Origin of the sequence: uncultured Treponema sp., assembly GCF_934725225.1 — a bacterium.
Classification (GTDB): Bacteria; Spirochaetota; Spirochaetia; order Treponematales; family Treponemataceae; genus Treponema_D.
The window spans coordinates 37,773-59,129 of sequence record NZ_CAKVAM010000007.1 but is presented as its reverse complement, the minus strand read 5'-3'; the positions used below and the strand labels follow the sequence as shown (position 1 = coordinate 59,129).

The following is a 21,357-nucleotide window of genomic DNA, read 5'->3' as shown; positions in this document are numbered from 1 at the left end:
TAAGACTCGAAATTCGGGCTATTTACTTTCCGCAAAAAGGCATTTTATAAGGTCTTTTATAGTTTCTACTTGAGTTGCTCCGGCTTCGGATTCAGGAACAATAAATTTCTGAAAACCAAGATCACGCGCAGCTTTTATTCTTTGCTTTTGTTTTGTAACAGGGCGGATTTCACCGGCAAGGCTTATTTCTCCCACAATCGCAGTTTTTTCCGGGAGCGAAATGTCTGTTCTTGCTGAATAAAGTGCTGCCGCCAAAGCTCCGTCAATCGCGCTTTCTGAAAGTCTTATTCCGCCGGCAACATTTATATAAATATCCTGATCGCTGAATTTTATCCCAATCCTTTTTTCAAGAACCGCGGCAACTCTGCTCACTCTCGCAGAATCGATTTTTTCTGAATAAACACGGTTTACAGCCGCCTTTGCCGGAACAGTCAACGCCTGAATTTCAACAATGAAAACTCGGCTTCCTTCAAAAACACTGGCGCAGGCAATTCCAGCCGGAGTTTCTTTTTTTCTTCGGGTTATAAAAAGCGAACTTGGATCTGCAACGCACTTGAGGCCTTTTTCATCCATTTCAAAAAGTCCAAGCTCATCAACAGAACCAAATCTGTTTTTTTGCGCACGCAGAAATCTAACTTCATCGTTCGTCCGTTCAAAAGACAAAACTGTGTCAACCATGTGCTCAAGGCTTTTTGGCCCGGCAATGTTTCCGTCCTTTGTAACATGAGCGGTCATAAACAAAACGCTGTCTCTTTCTTTTACCCAGCCAATCAGTTCGTTGCTGCAATATTTCAGCTGCGTTATAGTTCCCGGCACAAGTCCTGCTTCCACGGAATAAACAGTCTGAATCGAATCCACAATGACGACCAGAGGATTCAGCGAGTCAAGCGCATCAAGAATGTCTTCAAGGCGCATTGTGCATAGAATTTCCAAAGAGCCAGCTTCAAGGTTCAAGCGGTTTGCGCGGCTTTTTATTTGTCCTGCTGATTCTTCTCCGCTGACGTAAAGAATTTTTCCTTTGGGAAGAAGACTTGCCGCCGCCTGCAAAAGGAGTGTTGACTTTCCGATTCCGGGTTCGCCGCCGACAAGAATTGCGCTGCGTTTTGTAGCTCCGCCGCCAAGCACTCGGTCAAATTCCTCGTTGCCAGTTGAAATCCGTGAATTATTTTGCTGCGAAACTTTTTGCATTGGAACTGGCTTTGCTTTTAAAACTGTTCCGTCAGATTTTAAAGACGACTTTGGAGCATTTGAATCCAAAATACATTCTTCAAGGGAATTCCATTCGCCGCATTCAGGACATCTTCCAAGCCAGGCAGGTTGCGTGTAGCCGCACTTTGAGCATTTGTAAACAACAGATTTTTTCGCCATATTTTTCCTACTATATTCAAAATCAGCCAAAAAGTCATTACCGAAAAACGGCGCAGATTTTCAGCATGAAAAATACATTTATTGCTAAAACAGCAAAAATCTTCTATAATAAATTTATTATGAGAATTTCAAATAAATTCACACTTTCCAGAATTATTTTAGCGCCGATAATTTTTATAATATACAACATTCCACGCTGGTTTGGACTTGAAAACGGAAGTCCTGCCGCCATCGCTTCGGTTTGCATTGCGATTCCTGTTCTTGCTTTTGCGGAACTCACGGATTATTTTGACGGACACTTTGCGCGCAAGCTGAACGATGTGAGCGACTTTGGAAAAATGTTCGATCCTTTTGCCGATGTTTTTCTTCATCTTTCAATGTTCACCTGCTTTGTTTTTTCTGGATATATGCCGGTCGTTTGCTATGTTCTGATTCTTTACCGTGAATTCAGCCAGAACTTTTTAAGAATGGTCGCAGCAAAACAAGGAACTGCAATTGCGGCAAGAAAAGGCGGAAAAATTAAAACTGTATTTTATGTGGCTTCGTGCTTTGTGGCTTTGATACAAGAAGCGTTGATTCGCACAGAACTTGCTTCAATTTGGAACTTAGACATGAAACTTTTGCTTCATGTAGGCCAGGCATTTTTTGCCGTGTGCGTAATTTTGGCTTATGTTTCGTTTATAGATTACTTAAAAAATTTTGGAAGCATACTGAAAAAGGCAATGTAAATTTTACAAATATTTTTTTATTGTAGGAGGAAATATGAAAAAAATTTTTGCAATTGCGGCTGCTCTTGTTATGGGAACTGCGGGAATGTTCGCTCTTGACTTGAAGGATATTCATGGAACTTGGCAGGATTCAAACTGGGATGCAAACTGGACTTTTAATGCAGACGGAAGAATTGTTCTTACAAAAGCTTCCAGCGGAGAAACAGTTTTCACTTTTGATGATTCAAATGTAGAGAACTTTGAAATTCTCCCAAGCGCTTCTGGTGTAAGCATTTCTTTTGATTGTGAAGAAACAGAACGCTCGTACAAGTTTACAAAGCCGATTACTCTCAATGCGGATTTGGATATGCACATTGAGCCAAAGTGGACTTCTGAAAGCTACGACGTTAAAATTAAATTTCAGAAATAAAATTTAACAGTCATTTCTCAAAAAATAAATGGCATTCTCTAAAATGGGAATGTCATTCTGTTTTTAAAATCACGATAAATTCTTCTTCGTTTCCTGTGAATTCGGATTTGTCAAAGTCGGCAAAAAATTCCGCGCTTTTAAAACCAGCGTCTTCTGCAAAATCTTCTATTTCGGAAGGAAGCAAAGGATAAATTGGAATGTCTTTTACGATTGGAAGAAGCTTGCCGTTACCAGTTTCAAGATTCATGGAAAAAATCTTGGAATTATCTTGCGCAGTCATTATTTCAGAAAAAAGTTTGGCTCTCATGCTTTCACGGCATTTAAGCTGAAAAAATGTTTCATCTTTTTTGTTTTCAAAATTGATGCACTGAATTACAAGAAATCCGTCTGGCGACATGAGTTTTTTGCAGTCAAAGAAAAACTGCCGGATTTTTTCCCGTCCGCCTAAAAAAAGCAAGCGGCTGTTTAAAATGGAAACAACGTTGTAAAAATTCTTGCCCAAGAATTTCGTCATGTCCTCAACTTCCATCTGAAAAAAACGGATTGACATCAGCTGATTTCTTCGGCGTAAATTTGCTGTGTGCAAAAGTTCATCGCAGTTTTCGATTCCTGTTACATCGTGTCCTTGCTTGGAAAGCGAATTTTCAAAAAGTCCGGAGCCGCAAAAAACTCTCAAGAATCTGACAGGCGAATTAAAATTTTCGCACAATTCCGTATATAAATTTTTTTGAGCTTCTGAAACTTTAAAAAGCTCATCGTAATATTCAACAAGATTCTGAATAAACTTCATTCTTCTATTATAAAAGCAGTTTTGCTATTTTGCAAATTATAAATAATATGATACAATGTAAATAATATTTTTATTAGGAGAGATTATGAATCCAAGAATTTTTTTAGGAATTTTAAGCGCGGTTGTCGGACTTTTGGCTGTTATAAATCCCAAGTCAAGCATTGAGGCAATTGTAATTCTTATCGGAATCGGCGCAATCGTAAACGGAATCAATTCCATTTTAAAAGTGAAAAGATTTTCGCTTTCGCCTTATTTTGAGCGCACTGTAATTATAAAAAGCGTCGCAGGAATTTTAGTCGGAATTCTCGCGGTAATTCTTCCGTTTGCATTTTTCAGCATGATTCAAAAAATTGTGCGGATTTTTCTTTATATTCAGGCTGCGTTTTTGCTTTTGTCGGCGATTGCACAATTCATTTTGGTTTGCGGCACTGAAAATTCCGCTCCGTTCATAACAGAAGCCATTTGCTCAATTTTTATTGCGGTTTTGCTTTTTATGCTTCCTGCCGACTTTGGCGTAAAACTTGTAAGAGCAGCCGGAGTTCTGATTTTAATTTCCGGAATAATTTTTGCGTTCAGGGAATGGAAGCATTCTCCAACTGAAGTCGAAGCAGAAATAATAGAATAGATTTTTTTAAAGGCTGCCCAATAAATTTTGAACAGCCTTTTTTATTTTAAAGCTGAACGCCTGTTTTGATTTTTTCGTTGAACCTTTTCAGTTTCTTTTCGTCCTGAATTGGATTTTCCTCGCCGTCCAAAATTTTGCGCAAGGCTTCCATTTCTTCGCCGTTAAACGAAACAGCTTTTTCCATTGTGTTTTCAAATGAATTTACTGCCATCGGACAAACGGTTTTTATAATCTCAAGAATTTTTTCTGCGTACAAGCGGATTTCATATTGGGCGTGGCTGTCGAGCCTGAGCTTTAAAAAGTGGAACAAATTGTGCAAATCCATCTGCCAGTAAAATTCCGTGTACAACGCAAGCGGAAGATTTATGCGGGCAATTTCCCTTGCAATTCCTTTTTCAACCATGCCTTTGTAAACTTCGTAGGCTTTTTGCTGGCCTTCAATAAATTCAGCCTGAAATTCTTTTGCCTGCTGCTCTTCAAAAACTTCTCCGCGGCCCTGCTTGTTATTAGTTGACTGCTTTGAAATGCACGAATTTTCCGGAACATAAAATTCATCTTTCATAATGCTGTATCTGCCGGAAACTTCATTCATTCTGCCCATTCTATGCCGAACCCACTGGCGCGCTACAAAAATCGGCATTTTCAAGTGGAATGTAAAAACAACCTGCTCAAAAGGAGAAGTGTGCTGATGGCGCAAAAGATAATCTATCAACGCTCCGTCCTGGCTTACAGTTTTTGTTCCTTCGCCATAGGAAACGCGGGCCGCCTGTACGATTCTTGAGTCGCTGCCATAATAGTCAACCATGCGGACAAAGCCTTTATCTAAAACCTGAAATTCCTTGTCCAAAATTTCTTCTGCGGCAGGAACAATGCAATGTGCCATAAATACCTCTTTTTATTAAATTTTTATTTGCTGCGTTTTGCTTCGATTGCTTTTTTTACGCCTTCTGCAAAAAGCTGATTTTGGTCTGAACGCTCTGGAACAGAAAATAAAGGTCCGCCGTCTTCTTCTGAAATGCGGTAAAGCTTTGAAGAGTTCGCATCGTAAGCCGGACTTGAAGGATTGTTTATCCACCAGTCCAAAACTGAAACAACACAAAGCGTGTACTTTATAAGATTCGCATTTGTGGCGGCAGTAACATCGTCATCTCTTTTTGCGCCAAGAAGCACATCAATTCTCTTTGAAACCGCATTTGGCAAATCGAACGTGTAACGGTCCCACGGATTCAAAACTCCAAGCACAGTTTTCTTTCCGGCGGAATTCTCATCGATTCTGCGGACAAGAGTTGTAAGAACACTTCTCATGTAGTCGGTGCGAGCGGCAAGCGGTCTGTACTTTGAATCGTTCACAGGCTTCTGCAAAACCGGCGCATTGAACTTGTAATTTGGAAGAAAATAAAATTTTATGCGCCACAAAATATTGTTCAAGTTTTCCTTGCCGAATTTACTTTGCGCGTATTCCTTCTGCGAGTAAATCGAATTCACATAGGAACGCAAATAATCTCCAAGTTTTTTTGCAAACAAATCTTCATAATAAGAAGCCCAGTCTTCCATTGCAGAATCAAGCTTGTCTGGATAAGATGCAAGTTTTTCGTCCGCTTCAATATTGAATTTTATGTTCCGGCAGCCTTTTAGGAAATCCTCGATAATCAAAATAAGAACAATTGTTACCTGCAAAGGATTTTCCGGCGCAATAACGTTGAATCCGTCTTCAAAGTTGTAAATCGGATTAAAGTACGGGAACAAATCCGGATGCCGCTCCAAGTGAAGAAATCCTGCCTGCGGAAAAAGCTGGTCAAGAATTCTAAGTCCCATATTTACAATTTCGTTTTTTTCGCCCGCAATATGGTGAGTTTCCTGCTTTTTCTTTTCCTGAGCTTCCTCCTGCTTTTTTTCTTTTTTCTTTTTTTCGGGAAGAAGAAGGTCGAACTTTGAAATTCCAAGGAACTTAAGAATTTCCACAATCTTGACTTTAAAGAAATCCGGGAACTCAACAAATTCATCGGAAGACATTCTCATCAAAAGCGGATACATTCCCTGAATAATCTGGTCATGCACGTAAAGCCATTCCGTAACGCCCTGCTTTACCAAAGTCTGAAGCTTCGCCTTGTCCGCGTTCGGAAATTCTGCAAGATCCGTGTAAATGTCTTTGATTAAAAGTGAAACCTGCTGCTCGCCAATGTAGTAAACGGTAAGAAGCTGCCTGTAAACCGCCCGCACAAAAGGAATGAGCATTGGAACAGTCAGATAGTCCGAAGCGTTTTCAACATCCATTGCAAGAAGCTTGATGTCGCGTAAAGTCCATTTGCCCACGGTTCTAAGAAACTTGAACTTAAGGTCGGTTTCCGTGGCAATTTTGGCTTTGTATACGTCCGGGGAAATCTGAATGAAAGTTTTTATTGTGCCAATAAAAGACTGAATGTGGTCAACGTGGCGGCGCACAATGTACTCGCCGAATTTTTTCTGCACACGCTCGCGGTTTTTGGCGGACATTCTATAGAAGAAATTGAACAAGCCAAAGTCCGGCTTAATGTCGCAGCCAGGAGCCATCATGGTTTTGTCCATAAGCTTTAAGTCATGCGCGGAAATCTCAGGCAAATCTTCGTCCGTGCGGATTTTTTTTGCAGAAGCCTTGATTCCGCCCACAGCAGCCGAAGAAAATGACGAGCCGAACGACGCGCTTTGGGACGAAATATCCGAAGCAGATCTTCCAGACGCTTTTACCACAACATCCTGCCTTCTTTTGTTTGCCGGCATATTTGAATAGTCCGCTGGAGATAATTTTTCGCGGAGAACTTCCCCGCCAAGTTTTTTCTGCATAAAAAGAGCCTCATTTGCATCTATTGGTCCGATATTTTTCCGGGTTTTGTCAAGCGTGCCGGGTTCAAGCGTCCGCTTTGGGCGGTTCTCATTTTCCATAAATACTCCATTTTGCCTTCAAACTGAAATACTCCTCAAGAACTGAAAAAAGTTAAAGACGTATCAAGTAATTTTCGGAAATTCCTGCAAGAGATTTGAATGAAACTTTTTCACCGCTGGCAGTAATTAGAGTTCCTTCAAAGTTGCCGTATATTGTATGGTACACGCTGCGCACAATCAACGCATTCACATTGTTAACGCAGATTGAAACAGGCGTAAAAGTAAGGTCAACCATGTTTTCCGTGTCTTGAATGACCCACTTTTTGTCCATGCCTGAATAATGCGAAATTACAACAGGCGGAAGCGGTGTGGCTTTTCCATCGTAAAAAAGAACATTGCAGTTGTATTTGTCCGTGTCCACGCTTTCATGCGACTCGGAAGCAAGCTTGAACGCAATTTTCTTTCCATTAATTTCCCCGAATCCAAGCACAGATTTTCCATGCGAACGGAATTTCATGTAAGTGCGCGTCATGTCGAACGAGCAAACTCCGTCAGATTCCGACATGGTTTTAGTTTCGCCGCTATTGTAAGAAAGTGTAAGAGAGCCGTGCAAAGGAAGAACAGAACTGTAGCTTGCATAGCTTCGCCTCAAAGTAGGATTTGGACGAACAGAAGTAAGTTCTGCAAACTGAACATCGTTGAACACTGCGGAAAAAGCTCCACGCGCGGAAGGACGCACAGAATCTCCCTTCAAGTCGAATATAACCGAAAGCCTGTTCTGCTCTCTGTTCCAGCTGATTCTTGTGTAGCGCCGCTTGCTGTAGTTTGAAGTTGAAGCCGCTTCAAGGCTGTGCGGAATAAGTCTTTTTCTTGGTCCCATGAGCGAATGGTAGGCAAAACGCTGCGAAGTATTTTTGTTCCAGAACACAACTTCAGAAAATCCGGCAATTTTTGCATCTATAAAACTGATTCGCCCGATGTATTCCCCGATATTAAACGAAAATATAAGGCGGCTCTTTATGCGAAGGTTTGTTATAAAAGTCGGAAGCGGAATTACTCCATAAGGCCTATAAACTCCGCGGATGTCAAAACGCTTAGGATGCCCCCGGAACGTGCCGAACACCGGCCGCCCATTCTGAACAAATGACGGAGGAATTTCCTGCAAATCTCGTGTGTACATATATGTAACTATTTTAACATTCCGTGCCGCTAAAGTCTATGGAGGGAGGAAAACCAACTAATTCGTAAGCGAAGCGATGTAATCGCCGTTTCTTCCCTCCATACCACCCTCCTTTCCTTGCAACGCTTAGGGCTGCCGCCCTAAGAACCCGCTTTGGCATTTTTATAAATACCTGTCATTGCCGTGCTTGACACGGCAATCTATTCAAATACGACAGTTGTATTTTTACCGGGCTTTTAGGGCGGCTCTTGCTATGCGACGGGAACTTCTTGCTGTTATGGCAGGATTTATGCAGAGCATCGGGCTGTAGTCTATGTCGTTTTTTAAGACTGTGTAGATTATGTTAAGCAACTTGTGGCAGACAAAGCCCATTGACTGAAAATGCGTTTTTCCCTTGGAAACCTGCGACTTGTAAACAATCGTTATTTCACGGCAATGGTTCACGGAAACAAATGAAGCCATCCAAAGGCATCGGCGAAGATAGCCGGAACCGCGCTTGGACATGTGGTTTTCGTTCCCTAAAAACTGGCCTGACTGCTTTACCGAAGGGTCTATTCCAGCATAAGCGCACAGTTTCTTTGGATTTGCAAAACGGCTTATGTCGCCAATTTCGCTTAGAATAGAAGCTCCAAGAACTGGTCCAATTCCGGGAATCTGCGTAATTTTTGTTCCGAACGACTTAAAATGCGACGATATGTGCTTTTCAAGGATTTCAATCTGATTTTGAAGAAGTTCCATCTGCTCCATCATCTGCTTTACAAGAAGCGAAAGTGTCTTTGAAGAAAGCCGGGCGGCAAAAGAATTGCGGGCAAGGCTTATAAGTTCCTGGGCTTTTTTTAGTCCGAACTTTCCGTTGGAAGCCACCTGAAGAAGCTGCGCAAGATTGTCTTCTCCGAACAACGTGATTTCTTCCGGGGTTGTGCAGTGCTTGAGGATTGCAGTAGAAGATTTTCCGAACGTGTCTGAAAAAAATCCTTGGTATTCCGGGAAAATTCTATCCATCATCACGATTATTTTGCGCTTTAAATTTGCAACCATGTCCACAAGGAAAAACCGCTGGCGGCACAAGTCGCGCATCATAAGCATACGGTCATCAGCAAGCTTGGTTTCTGAATATTGCCCGATTCTGATTACCTGCGCGATTATTTTTGCGTCCACGGAATCTGTTTTTGTTTTTCTGATGTAAAGATTTCGGAGCGCGTCTGACTGGAGCGGATTTATTACATGAACTGTTGCGTTCTTGTCTGCAAGCCAAGTGTACAAGTTAAGCCAGTAGTGCCCCGTGGCTTCCATTCCGAATTCAAAATTTTCAAGATTGGAATCTACCGCCGCAAGCTTGTCCATAAGAAACTCAAACCCTTGCTTTGTGTTTGTGAACCTGAATGACCTACCCACAAGAGTTCCGTCCGGCTTCATTATTGCCGCCTGATGTGATTTTTTTGCGATGTCGATTCCAACTATGTACATATTTGCCCCTTGAGTTTAAAGATTGAAGTTTGAAACGGGACTATCCTGCCCGAAAGTAGCCGAGCTAAAGTCCTATTCTTATGTGCGGGCTCAAGTCCCAAGGAGGCGATTAGGATTCTTCCTGGATAATCCAGTTCAAACAGTTTCATAATATACCAAAACGCCCGGGCAAAACAATAACGCAATCGCTTTTCTTCTATATAAAAGATATTTTTTGTTTAGTTTTGGTATGCACATCCTTTCGCCAAGAGATATACACAGTATTGATTCATGCTTATTCCTTCACTTTTTGATTCTTCTGCAAGGCGTTTGTGAAGGCTTTTTGGCAATCGCAGCTTGAATTGTCCTGAATATTTTTCAACAGGCAAAGGTTCGTTTATTGAAATTCCGTCTTCAATTGCAGCCTCAAGCCATGCTTTTGCGCATCCTTTGCATTTGCCACAGCTTGCTGAATATCGCCGCCTGACGAAATGCATCCGGGAAGCTCAGGAAATGAAACAACAAATCCTCCCTCATCTGAATCCGGTTCAATTTCCATTCTATATGGAAGCGACATATATTCTTCAATGCTTTTTATTTTATTTTCCCACTTCGACATAAAAGAATCCCCCTACAAACAATATAAAAGGTGTCTCCAATGGTGTCAACTCTCTATGAATTTTTCTGAAATTCTCGCTGGGGAACCCCAAGATTTAAACATAAGGAGGCTAAGAGATGAAAAAGACTCTTATCGCGGTCGCAGCGGCTGCCGCACTTACAGCAACTTCTGCTTTCGCAGAAATCACATTCGGAGCATGGCTTCGCGTCCTTGCTTCGCCAGTAGCACACAATGGTGAAGATGCAATGGTTGGCGTTGCAAACTCATGGGGATGGGGCGCACGTACAGCCCGCATCAACATCAACGGAACTTCTGAGGACGGAAAGACCGGATTCGTAATGGGCGTTTACAACGACTTCGAGAGCGGACTCGGACAGGGCGATGATGCATACCTCTGGGTTAAGCCTGTTGACATGGTTAAAATCTCTGTTGGTAAGTTCGACTCACCTACAAACGGACTCCGCGGCGACTTCTGCTACGGCTCATGGAACTGGCTCAGACCTTACAACTGGGCATTCGACGGCGAAGGACTCACATTTGACGGAGTTTCAAAGAACGGTCTTATGTTAGAGGCTGACCCAATCGAAGGACTCCACGCATTCGCAGTTATTCCAATGTCTTCTACTTATGCAAAGGCTGAAGATGTATACAAGAACATTCAGGTTGGATTTGGCTACACAATTGAAGGTGTAGGTAAATTCAAGGCACAGTACATCGGTGATTATAAAGATACAAAAGCTACAGCTGATTCAGTATCATGGTCATTGGGAAACAAGTATGACAATGACGGAAACTGGGTTCTTGATAACGAAGTAAGCACAGTACCAACTTACAACTTAAATGATGTTGACGGTGAAGTAGCAAGAAAGACAACAGGACAGATTGGAGTTGCATTTGATCTTAATGCTGTTGAGAACCTTTCTGTAACAGTAGGTGCTCGCTTTGGTATAGCAGACAAGGACTATGCTCCTGACTACCTCAAGATGGCGTTCACAGCTGGCGCTTCTTACCAGGTTTCTGAGCAGATGAAATTCTCTGTAGACGGCGGATATGTTCAGTATCAGGATGACTGTGTTGCAAGAGACGGTGAACTTGTTGACAATGTATTCTTTGTTGGTGCTGGTGTAGATTATGTAATCATGGATGGTCTTAGCTTGGCTGCAGATGTTAGCTACATGAGCAACGCAAAATCTGCTGAAAAGGCATATGACATAAAGTCATACGGAAAAGACGGCGATGAAGGCGCAATCAGCTTCCTCGTTGGAGTTAACAAGTCTGTTGGAAGCAACGGTTCTCTCGGAATCGGATTCCAGGGCGCAACAAATGGCTGTGGATTCACATGGGGAACACCAGGTGAAAAAGGTGATGGCGTAAGCGGACTCAAAGCTAACGCAGCTGATGACTTCGTTTGGGCAATCCCAGTATCTGTAAGCGTTTGGTTCTAGTCGATAAAACGAAGCACGCTTCGTTTTATCTCTGCTAGTTTGCATGGCAAACTAGCGGTGAAACAGCGCGTAGCGCGAATGCCCGGTGCACTGGATGTGCTGGACAAGCAGAAAGCCTCCCGAAAGGGAGGCTTTTTTGTGTTTAAATAAAAGAACAGTCTGCATAAAATATTTTTTTACGGCAATAAAATACATAGAATATGCAAGGAGGCTCTATGTATTTTATTAAGCCGGTGGAGGAACTGAGGTTCACAGATGATTTTATGTTCAGCTATGTAATGAGAAACAAGGATATTTGCCGCGAGGTTATAAGAAGGCTGCTTAAAATCGAGGCAAGGGAAATAAAATTTCCTGAGGCGCAGAAGACAATATCTCCAATTTACAGCGGAAAGGGCATAAGGCTGGATGTCTACACGGAAACTCCAGACGAAGTGGTTGACATTGAGATGCAGTCTGGAAGCTACGCCGCAATTGCTCAGAGAATGCGTTATTATCAGTCCATACTGGACTCAGACAGCCTGCTGAAGGGAGCTTCGTATGCAATGCTTAAGAAAAGCTATGTTGTGTTCCTGTGCATAGATGATCCCTTGGGACACGGTCTTCCAATATATACATTTGAGTCATTTTGCAGGGAAAACAAAGACATTCAGCTTGAAGACTTCTCTCAAAAGATAATCTTTAATGCGGCAGCATGGGAAAAATGCGGTGATATTGAAATCCGGGCGTTTCTGGAGTATCTTAAAAGAAGCAAGGCAACGGACAAATTTTTAAGGAGGCTCGACATGACGGTGGACAAGATTAAAGAAGTGCAGGAATTTGTAAATTCATATTTGGCATACAACCTTCATGAATACGATGTTCAGGAAAAAGGCAGAATTGAAGGCGCCGCAATGCAGAAAGCCAAGGACGAACGCCTGATTAACCAGCAGGCAGAAGAAATAGCTCGCTTAAAAGCTCTTCTCGCGGAAAAAGACGCACTGAAATAACACACAAAAAAGCCTCCCTTTCGGGAGGCTTCTGCATTACTAAGTCAAACGCAAATTGCAGCTAGAATTAGAATGAAAGGTTGAACATAACTGGAACGCACCATGTGAATGCGTCTGTCTTTGCAGCGTCAAATGTTGAGAATCCGCCGCCGTTTGTTGCTCCTTCAAATCCAACTCCAAGAGAAGCGTTGCTTCCAATAGTCTTTGCAGCTGCAACAAGGAATGAAAGTGAATCATCTTCACTACCATTGCCGTTAACTTTTGTTTCGCTCATGTAGCGGATGTCAGCATTAACTGTAAGACCGTCCATAACTACATAGTCTACACCAGCACCGATTCCCCATTTTGGATCATAGTCATCGTTCTTGAAGAGTTTTATACCGCCAACCATGTTGAATGTGATAGCGTCTGAAACATTGTAAGAAGCCTTTGCTGCAAAGTAAGCCTTGTTGCCATCAGGATCAATTTCTTTGTCGGAAATATCGAACTTAGCGCCAATTGCCAAGTTAAGATTTTCTACAGCAGAAAGATTGAAAGCGATTCCAAGATTTCCTACATCATTATATTTCTTTGTGCCAACTTCTTCTTCTTCGCTTACATTTGTCCAAAGAACTTTCAATTCTCCAACACCGTCGATTGTGTATGCTGCGCCAATCTGTGTCTTCTTATAGATGTCGTAAGCGTGCTTTACATACTCAACTTCTGTTCCTTTATCATCTTTCCAAGTTTTTGCTTCACTGTCGTAAACCCAGTTATGAACTTCCTTTTTGTACTGAAGGAATGGAACGTTTACCATAACTTTGAAGCCTTCAATCGGGAAGATTTCTGCCATGAAGCCGTCTCCGCCAATAGAATCCATGATTCCGTCATCACCATTGAAGAACAAAGATGTTGTTCTAGATGGGCGTACATAGTCCCAAACACCAAATCCTGTTCCCTGTCTGAATCCGTTGTCTCCGCCGTCAAACTTACCAACAGAAAGCTTGAGCTGCTCAATTGGCTTGAGCCATGCCACTGTGCGGTCACCCATATTGATTCCTTCGCCAGCCTGGTTACGGATTTCAAATGTGAATCCAGCCATTCCGTCTTCAGAAACGCCGTTTACACCAAGAACTGCAGTACGCGCTGCTCCGCCCCATGACTGTGTAAGTCCTCCAAGGTAATCCTCGCCATCATAAGCTACAGGAATAAGAGCAGAACGAAGCCATGCTCCGAATGTGATTTCTGCGAAAGCAGAAGTTGCTGTAAGTGCGGCAGCCGCTGCGACCGCGATAAGAGTCTTTTTCATCTCTTAGCCTCCTTATGTTTAAATCTTAGCGGTGCTTCAGCATCGATAAGATTTAAACAGGCTGTTTTGCAACGCAGTGAAAAAAAAGCAGTCAATTGAACAAGTTTGCCACCGGGCAAACTTGCAGTGCAGTTTTTGACGCTGTTTAAGGCAGAAACTGCACAACTTATGCTTTAAATCTTGGGGAGGCGGCAGTTTTTGACGCTATTTTAGGCAGAAAATGCACAGCTTATGATTTAAATATTGGGGGCTAATGAAATGTTTTCTGAGTTAAAACACAATATTTTTTACTTTAAAACAAAGTGTTTTTTGGGAAAAAACAAAATGTTTCTTTTGGAAAAACAAGTCATTTTCAAGCTAAAAACGAGCTGAAATTAATTTAATTGGTTAAAAATCAAGACTTGATAGAGACAATCGTTTTAGTGTCTGCTACCTTTTTTTTGTTCTGCATTTTCCTGCAATGGTAATCTAGCAAGTCTTTCAACATAAAAGAAAAAAATTGAGAAAATCGCAAATCAGGTTTATAATTAAAGACAGGCAGTTTTTTAGCATTACATCAGGAGGCTTTTATGGCAGTTACAGCATATTCACTTGGAGCGGCAGAAGAAGTTACAGGAAGCCGGCATATACTTGAAATTGACGGACGCAGCATAATGGTAGACTGCGGAGCTTTTCAGGGGCGGAGAGCGGAATCAGATAAAAAGAACAGGGAATTCAGTTTTCCGGCGGATAAAGTTGAAAGCGTTGTTTTGACCCATGCGCATTATGACCACTGCGGGCTTCTTCCGGTTCTTATGAAAAACGGATACGACGGAACAATTTACGCAACTCCGGCAACACGGGATCTTGCAAACATCGTTATGATGGACAGCGCGCGCATTCAAGCTCGAGACGCGGAATTTCTTGCAAAGCAGGCAAAAAAGAAAGGCGAAGCTTTTACCTGGAAGCCTCTGTATAACGAAGCGGACTGCGTAAAGGCGGCAAATCAGATTGTTACGCTGGGCTACAACCGCAAAATGTACATTGCCCCGGACGTTCAGCTTGAATTTTTTGATGCAGGGCACATTCTTGGAAGCTCCCTCGCCTACTTTACAATTACCGGGCAAAGAAAAAATCAGCAGGGAACAAAAGCAACCACAGGAAGCGGCATAAAACCAAAACTTTGGCACAAGCTGTTCGGCGCAAGACTTTCTTTAAAAAATGAACCATCTCAAAACGCAGACGGAGAAAACGAGCTTAGAGTTCTTTACACTGGAGACTTGGGAAGACGGAACAAGCCAATCATAAAAGACCCGGCAACAAATATGCCCGCTCCTGACTATATCTTCATGGAAAGCACTTATGGCAACAGGCTTCATGCGGAAACTTCAAGCACAATGTACGAGCTTGAAAAAGTTGTGCGCCAGGCAATCGACTCAAAGGGAAAAATAATCATTCCAACATTTGCAATCGAGCGCGCGCAGGAAATTGTCTATTATCTTCATCTTTTAGTTGACCAAAAAAGAATTCCGCAGATTCCTATTTACATGGACAGTCCTATGGCGGTAAACGCAACCGGAATTTATCAGCTTCATCAGGAGTGCTACGATGCGGCAACACAGGAAGCGTTCCTTGCGCACCACAAAAATCCGTTCGGCTTCAACTCGCTTCAGTTCATTACGAGCGTCGATGAATCCAAGGAGCTGAACAAGAAAAGCGGTCCGATGATAATTTTGAGCGCAGACGGAATGTGCGAAGCCGGACGCATTCTTTACCACTTGGCGAACAATATTTCAAATCCGAACAACATAATTCTGATTGTAGGCTATATGTCCGAGCATACTTTGGGACGCAGAATTCTTGAGGGCGAAAAAGAAGTGAAGATTCTTGGCGACTGGTACAAAGTGAACGCTCAGATAAAGCAAATTGACTCGTTTAGCGCGCACGCCGACTATAAGGAAAGCACCGAATGGCTCAAGCTCATAGACACAAGCAGGCTCAAAAAGATTTTCCTTGTGCATGGAGAAAAAGATGCGCAGGCACATCTTAAAGGCTATCTTGCAGAAAACGGATTTCCGAATGTTGAAATTGTAAAGTACGGCGAAACATACGATTTGGAATAGTTCAAATGGAAAAAGAAATTGAAGAAAAAATAATCAGCCTTGAAACAAAGCTTGCCTATATGGAAGACTTTGTAAACCAGCTTCAGGCGGTTTCTGTTGAGCATACAGAAACAATCGAGCGGCTCAGAACTGAAAACAAACTTTTGTCTCAGAAGCTACATGAAGTTTCTGACATTCTTGAAGGCGACATTCCAAACAGAAAGCCGCCGCATTATTAAAAAATTCCCCGGTTGCAAAAACAGCCGGGGATTCTATTTCTAGTTTTATATTTTACTGTCATTATCCAGCTTGACTGGATAATCCTCTGCAATAGCGAAAGTATCCAAATTCAAAGATTGTTGTACCAAGTATGACAATGACATTCCGATTTATTGAATGACACTTAAACTGATATTTTTATCAAAGAATTTCAGTTTATATAAGGTTATAAATTCCAAAGAAAACCAGAACCGCGGCTCCAATCGCAAACAGATGGAAGATGCTGTGAGTCCATTTGAAATTCCGCATCATAAAGAATGCAAAGCTTATTCCGTAAGCGGCCGCTCCTGCAAACAAAAATACTTTGCTTGAAAAATTTAATGCAACAGCTCCAGAGGCTGCAAGACCCACAAGAATCGCCGCAAAAACTATGTATGTAAAAACAGAAAACGAATGAAGCCTTGCGCCGAACACCGCGTACAAAACCAAAAGGAACGCAAGAATTCCCCAAAGAACAGCGCAGGCAGTTGTGGCAGGTCCAGACATTTTGGTAAGCAACAAAGGTGTAAAGATTCCGCCTATAAAAAGATAAATCGCGCAATGGTTAAAAATAGAAAATACTTTTTTTGCCTTTGAAGGTGAAATCGCATGGTAAAGCGTCGCCATAAGATGAAGCACAAAAAGGCTTGAGCCGAACACCGCGAATGTTGAAATATAAGTGCTTTTCTGCGCAGCCGGAGCATAAAAATACGCGCGGATAACCAGAAGAACAATAGCCGAAACACTAAGCCCTGCTCCGATTCCGTTTGCAATTGAACTAAGGACATCTTCGCCAAGTGTAAATGGACGCGGCTGACGTGCATTGTAAGACAAGCGGGCGTTTGCTTTTTGCGCTCTAAGCTCACGCTTGCGCTCTCGTTCAGCCGCCTTTTCCTTTTTCTTTTCTGCATCCATAGAATAGTCAACTTTTATCTGATGGATTTTTTCCTTTGCCTGCGCCTTTATAGTTTTTATGGCTGCTTTTCTTTTTGCCTTTAAGGATTTTCTTGTGATTCTGCGGGTAATATCGCCCATGACAAACCTCGTTAAAATTAATTGAAACCTCTAAAAACTTAAGTTCTTTTGAGGAAATTCTGTGCGTGTATTATACAACATTCCAAGTCTTTTTTAAATACATCAATTCAAAGTGAAATCAGCGTTAAAGCTTCAATATAAAAACACCCGGCATCTTTTTGGACACCGGGCAAAATGAAAGGAGGAAAAAATGAATAAGAATTAACTTATTTTGAGCTGCTTCTTTTCTTTGAAACAACATCAAAGATTACAGCAAGCAAAAGAACAAGACCTTTTACCGCGCGCTGCCAGTTAGCATCAACACCAAGGATTGACATACCGTTATTAAGGATTCCCATAAAGACAGCACCGATTACAGCACCGCCAACAGTTCCTGTTCCGCCGTAAGCAGAAGCTCCACCGATAAAGCATGACGCAATCGCATCCATTTCATAGCTTGTTCCAACTGTAGGAGCGGCAGAGTTCAATCGAGCGGCGCAGACAAGTCCGGCAACAGCAGCAATGAATCCCATGTTTGTGTAAGCAAAGAACATAACGTTGTCTGTGTTTACACCGGAAAGACGGGCAGCTTTTTCGTTTCCGCCGATTGCATAAAGATAGCGGCCAGGAACTGTATTTTGTGTGTAGTAAGAATAGATTCCGACAATAACCGCAAGAATCACAAGAATAAGCGGAAGTCCTTTGTCCTGGGCAAGAAGCCAGCCAACAAGCATAATCACAGCACACAAAACAACCTGCTTTCCGATAAATGAGCCTGCAGAAGACACAGAATATCCCTTTCTCTTTTTTGAAGCGCGGCTATAAACTGCGGAAGCAACAGTAACAAAGCAGCAGATAACGGCAATAATCAAAGTTACAATCAAAGTAATCTGGGCATTCTTGTCAACAAGAGCATAATAGGCATCTTCTGAAGCTTCAAAAAGCTCGTCTGTAGCCTGCTCAAGCGCAAGGTCCGGAAGATAGCTGTTGAAGATGTTCATGAACGTTGAAGGGAACGGAGAAATTGTCATTCCGCCAAGAAGAATCAAGGCAACTCCGCGCCACAAAAGCATTCCAGACAAAGTGCAGATAAACGGCGGAATATGCACATAGGCAATAAAAAATCCGTGCCATGCGCCGATTGCTGTTCCGACAATAAGACATACAATAATTGAAGGAATAACTGGCCAGCCAAGGTTTACAATTAAAATTCCTGCAACTGCACCAACAAGACAAATTACAGAACCAACAGAAAGGTCAATGTTTCCGCCGGTAAGAATACACAGAAGCATACCAGTTGCAAGAATTACAACCCAGGCGTTCTGGTTTATAAGGTTTGTAATATTTTCCGGAGCAAAAAGCGAGCCTTTTCCGAATCCAACAATCAAAGCCTGAAAAAACAGCATGACTGCCAGAAGAATAAAAATCATCGTGTTGCCCTTAAGCATTTTCTTTAAGCTGTTTGTGTTAACTGCCATATTTACACTCCTAATAAAGTTTGGCTATTTATTTTCCGAGCTGATGATGCATGACATGATTTTTTCCTGGCTTGCATCCTTAGCGTCCATTTCTGCAATCATGCGGCCTTCATTCATAACATAAATGCGGTCGCTCATTCCAAGTACTTCCGGCATTTCAGAGGAAATCAAAATTACTGATTTTCCTTCTGCAACCATACGGTTTATAATGCAGTAAATCTCGTACTTTGCGCCAACATCGATTCCGCGTGTCGGCTCATCAAGAATCAGAATATCCGGGTCGGCAAAAAGCCATTTTCCAAGAAGAACTTTCTGCATATTTCCGCCCGAAAGATTTCCTACAGCTTCATCTACAGTTGCGCATTTTGTACGCATTTCCTTTGCTGAATTCTGGGCAACGCGTCTGCATTCGTCAAAGTTGTAGATTCCGTGCTTAGAAACTTTTTCCGGCTTTGCTGAAACTGTGTTCTGCGTGATTGTTTCCGAAAGAATAAGTCCGTTGCCTTTGCGGTCTTCTGTTACATAAGCAATCTTGTGGTTGATTGCCGACTTTACATTCGGAAGATCAATTTCTTTTCCGTTGAGAAAAATCTGCCCGGAAATATTCGCGCCATAGGAATGTCCAAAGATGCTCATTGCAAGTTCCGTGCGTCCGGCTCCCATAAGCCCCGAAATTCCAAGAACCTCGCCTTTGCGCAAGTTGAAATTCACATTGTCGCAAACCTTGATTCCATCGAAAACAGGATGGTCCACGCACCAGTTCTTGACTTCAAAGCAGACATCTCCAACTTTTGAAGCGCGCTTAGGAAATCTATCTGTAATATCACGGCCAACCATCGCCGCAATAATTGTATTCTCTGAAAAATCGTCTTTGCTCTTGTCGAGCGTTTTTATTACAGCGCCGTCGCGGATAACTGTAATTTTGTCAGCAACATAAGAAATTTCATTCAGCTTGTGGGAAATAATAATTGAAGTCATTCCCTGCTTTTTGAATTCAAGGAGCAAATCCAAAAGATGCTTGGATTCGTTTTCGTTCAAGGAAGCAGTTGGCTCGTCCAAAATCAAAAGCCGAACTTTTTTTCCAAGTGCCTTGGCAATTTCTACAAGCTGCTGCTTGCCAACGCCAATGTCCTTTATAAGTGTATGTGATGATTCTTTAAGACCAACTTCCGCAAGAAGGGAATCAGCCTTGTCGAATGTTTCTGCCCAGTCAACCTTGAATTTTGAGCCGCGCTCATTTCCAAGGAACATATTTTCTGCAATCGTCAGAAGAGGAACAAGAGCCAGCTCCTGATGAATAATTACAATGCCCAGCGATTCGCTGTCTTTTATTGTCTGGAATTTGCAGAGTTTGCCGTCATAGATAATATCGCCGGAATAAGAGCCGTATCCGTAAATGCCGCTTAAAACATTCATAAGAGTAGACTTTCCAGCTCCGTTTTCGCCGCAGAGAGCATGAATCTCGCCTTCTTCCACAGAAAGCGTAACGTTGTTCAGAGCTTTGACGCCAGGAAACTCTTTTGTAATATTCCGCATTTCCAATAATGCTTTTGCCATTGGAATCTCCTATTTTAAGCCGATTATAAACTTCTAAAAAAGACGGGGCTTTTGACCCCGCCTTGACCATTTTAGCTTTTGCTATTTAAGCTGAGCTTCTGTGTAGTATCCAGAATCAACAAGGAGAGCCTTGTAGTTTGAAACATCAGCATAAACTGGATCACAAAGGTATGAAGGAACGATTCCTTTTCCATTGTCGTAAGTCTTTGTGTCGTTGATTTCTGGTTTTGTTCCCTGAAGAAGAGCGTCAACCATTCCAACAACTTTTTCTGCCAAAGTGCGAGTGTCCTTGAATACAGACATTGCCTGAGTTCCCTTGAGCATGTTCTTTACAGAACCAATGTCGCAGTCCTGTCCAGTAACAATCGGGAAGTTTGCCTTTGTGTAGCCAGCCGCAACAAGAGCGTTTGTGATTCCCATTGCAACAGAGTCGTTTGAAGAATAAACAGCGTCAAGTTTTGTTCCGCGTGGACCGTATCCGTTTGAAGTGATAAGGTTTTCCATGCGTTTCTGTCCTTCTTCTGTAGACCAGTTCAAAGTTGCGCACTGTGCTTTTGAAGTCTGTCCTGAACGGCAAACGAGAACTCCGCTGTCAAGGTAAGGCTTGAGTGTGTCCATTGCTCCGCCGAAGAAGAAGTTGATGTTGTTGTCATCTGGAGAACCTGTGAAGAATTCGATGTAAGCAGGATCAGATTTTGTGCGGTTCTTAAGATTCAGCTTGTCAACAAGATATTCACCCTGAATTGTTCCTACTTTGTAGTTGTCGAATGTCGCATAGTAAGAAACTGAATTTGTGTTCATAATCAAGCGGTCATAAGCAATAACCGGAATTCTCTTTTTCTTTGCACCGTCAAGCGCGTTTTTAAGAGCTGAACCATCGATAGAAGCAACAACAAGAACGTTGCATTTTCCAGTAATCATGTTTTCAATCTGGGAAACCTGAGTTGCAATGTCATTGTTAGCATACTGCAAGTCAACAACATAGCCTGCTTTTTCCAGCTGAGCCTTCATGTTTGCTCCGTCCTGGTTCCATCTCTGCAAGTCTTTTGTAGGCATAGAAACACCTACTTTTGTTCCTTTCTTTTTTGCTGCGAAACATGGAAGCACGAGCGCGCAAGCCAAAAGAACAGCGATAATTTTTTTCATAAGATAAACCTCCTTAAAAATGCATATCTTATTTTTTTTAGTTAACAGAACTCCAAAAATGTTCCGTTACTTTCTAACTT

At 42.2% G+C, this 21,357-nt stretch carries 18 protein-coding genes and 1 pseudogene; 7 read left to right on the top strand and 12 right to left on the bottom strand.

Translation table 11 applies throughout. From position 1 onward, the window contains the following. Window positions 1-18: 18 nt before the first annotated feature. Window positions 19-1,368 carry a DNA repair protein RadA gene (radA, locus tag Q0H92_RS10845; RefSeq protein ID WP_296014870.1) on the bottom strand — a complete coding sequence of 450 codons (1,350 nt, stop codon included), beginning with the start codon at window positions 1,366-1,368 and terminating at the stop codon, window positions 19-21. A gap of 119 nt (window positions 1,369-1,487) precedes the next feature. Between radA and pgsA the strand changes: the two genes are divergently transcribed. Together pgsA and Q0H92_RS10835 are read left to right on the top strand one after the other, a co-directional pair. Continuing rightward, window positions 1,488-2,096: a CDP-diacylglycerol--glycerol-3-phosphate 3-phosphatidyltransferase gene (gene pgsA / locus Q0H92_RS10840; RefSeq protein ID WP_296014867.1), complete on the top strand. Its 609-nt coding sequence runs from the start codon at window positions 1,488-1,490 to the stop codon at window positions 2,094-2,096. Window positions 2,097-2,130: 34 nt separating this feature from the next. Then, entirely contained in the window at window positions 2,131-2,505 is a 375-nt protein-coding gene (locus Q0H92_RS10835) for a hypothetical protein (protein WP_296014864.1), read from the top strand. Between the two features lie 52 nt (window positions 2,506-2,557). On the opposite strand, the gene Q0H92_RS10830 is transcribed toward Q0H92_RS10835, so the two are convergent. Then, window positions 2,558-3,295, bottom strand: a complete 738-nt coding sequence (locus tag Q0H92_RS10830; RefSeq protein ID WP_296014863.1) for a methyltransferase domain-containing protein — start codon at window positions 3,293-3,295, stop codon at window positions 2,558-2,560. Between the two features lie 85 nt (window positions 3,296-3,380). On the opposite strand from Q0H92_RS10830, the gene Q0H92_RS10825 reads away from it, so the two are divergent. Beyond that, window positions 3,381-3,920 carry a DUF308 domain-containing protein gene (locus tag Q0H92_RS10825; RefSeq protein WP_296014860.1) on the top strand — a complete coding sequence of 180 codons (540 nt, stop codon included), beginning with the start codon at window positions 3,381-3,383 and terminating at the stop codon, window positions 3,918-3,920. A gap of 46 nt (window positions 3,921-3,966) precedes the next feature. On the opposite strand, the gene thyX is transcribed toward Q0H92_RS10825, so the two are convergent. From thyX to Q0H92_RS10800, 5 genes and pseudogenes are all read right to left on the bottom strand, one after another. Then, entirely contained in the window at window positions 3,967-4,803 is an 837-nt protein-coding gene (thyX, locus tag Q0H92_RS10820) for an FAD-dependent thymidylate synthase (RefSeq protein ID WP_296014857.1), read from the bottom strand. Window positions 4,804-4,826: 23 nt separating this feature from the next. Further along, window positions 4,827-6,839, bottom strand: coding sequence for a hypothetical protein (locus tag Q0H92_RS10815; RefSeq protein WP_296014855.1), 2,013 nt, complete (start codon window positions 6,837-6,839; stop codon window positions 4,827-4,829). A gap of 52 nt (window positions 6,840-6,891) precedes the next feature. Next, a complete protein-coding gene (locus Q0H92_RS10810; protein ID WP_296014852.1) occupies window positions 6,892-7,959 on the bottom strand; it encodes a DUF2804 domain-containing protein in 1,068 nt (355 codons plus the stop codon). A gap of 225 nt (window positions 7,960-8,184) precedes the next feature. Further along, complete coding sequence (locus Q0H92_RS10805; RefSeq protein WP_296014849.1) at window positions 8,185-9,426, bottom strand: IS110 family transposase; 1,242 nt, start codon at window positions 9,424-9,426, stop codon at window positions 8,185-8,187. A 218-nt stretch (window positions 9,427-9,644) separates the two neighbouring features. Next, window positions 9,645-10,003 (bottom strand): annotated as a pseudogene (locus Q0H92_RS10800) (toxin-antitoxin system HicB family antitoxin). 137 nt (window positions 10,004-10,140) lie between these two features. Here Q0H92_RS10800 and Q0H92_RS10790 point away from each other — a divergent pair. Both Q0H92_RS10790 and Q0H92_RS10785 read left to right on the top strand, forming a co-directional pair. After that, window positions 10,141-11,469, top strand: a complete 1,329-nt coding sequence (locus tag Q0H92_RS10790) for a hypothetical protein (RefSeq protein WP_296014839.1) — start codon at window positions 10,141-10,143, stop codon at window positions 11,467-11,469. A 215-nt stretch (window positions 11,470-11,684) separates the two neighbouring features. Next, window positions 11,685-12,455 carry an Rpn family recombination-promoting nuclease/putative transposase gene (locus Q0H92_RS10785; protein ID WP_296014836.1) on the top strand — a complete coding sequence of 257 codons (771 nt, stop codon included), beginning with the start codon at window positions 11,685-11,687 and terminating at the stop codon, window positions 12,453-12,455. A 67-nt stretch (window positions 12,456-12,522) separates the two neighbouring features. On the opposite strand, the gene Q0H92_RS10780 is transcribed toward Q0H92_RS10785, so the two are convergent. Further along, complete coding sequence (locus tag Q0H92_RS10780) at window positions 12,523-13,743, bottom strand: hypothetical protein (protein ID WP_296014831.1); 1,221 nt, start codon at window positions 13,741-13,743, stop codon at window positions 12,523-12,525. A gap of 569 nt (window positions 13,744-14,312) precedes the next feature. Between Q0H92_RS10780 and Q0H92_RS10775 the strand changes: the two genes are divergently transcribed. Next, window positions 14,313-15,845: an MBL fold metallo-hydrolase gene (locus Q0H92_RS10775; RefSeq protein ID WP_296014829.1), complete on the top strand. Its 1,533-nt coding sequence runs from the start codon at window positions 14,313-14,315 to the stop codon at window positions 15,843-15,845. Between the two features lie 5 nt (window positions 15,846-15,850). Continuing rightward, entirely contained in the window at window positions 15,851-16,063 is a 213-nt protein-coding gene (locus tag Q0H92_RS10770) for a SlyX family protein (protein ID WP_296014825.1), read from the top strand. Window positions 16,064-16,259: 196 nt separating this feature from the next. On the opposite strand, the gene Q0H92_RS10765 is transcribed toward Q0H92_RS10770, so the two are convergent. The 4 genes from Q0H92_RS10765 to chvE form a co-directional block, all read right to left on the bottom strand. After that, a complete protein-coding gene (locus tag Q0H92_RS10765) occupies window positions 16,260-17,117 on the bottom strand; it encodes a hemolysin III family protein (protein ID WP_296014821.1) in 858 nt (285 codons plus the stop codon). A gap of 206 nt (window positions 17,118-17,323) precedes the next feature. Then, a complete protein-coding gene (gene mmsB / locus Q0H92_RS10760) occupies window positions 17,324-18,574 on the bottom strand; it encodes a multiple monosaccharide ABC transporter permease (protein ID WP_296014817.1) in 1,251 nt (416 codons plus the stop codon). Window positions 18,575-18,598: 24 nt separating this feature from the next. Beyond that, on the bottom strand, window positions 18,599-20,131 hold the full coding sequence (gene mmsA / locus Q0H92_RS10755) for a multiple monosaccharide ABC transporter ATP-binding protein (RefSeq protein WP_296014816.1): 1,533 nt from the start codon (window positions 20,129-20,131) through the stop codon (window positions 18,599-18,601). An 81-nt stretch (window positions 20,132-20,212) separates the two neighbouring features. Then, the gene (gene chvE / locus Q0H92_RS10750) at window positions 20,213-21,277 is read right to left on the bottom strand and encodes a multiple monosaccharide ABC transporter substrate-binding protein (RefSeq protein WP_273352073.1); all 1,065 of its coding nucleotides are present in this window, start codon (window positions 21,275-21,277) and stop codon (window positions 20,213-20,215) included. Between the last annotated feature and the right edge of the window lie 80 nt (window positions 21,278-21,357).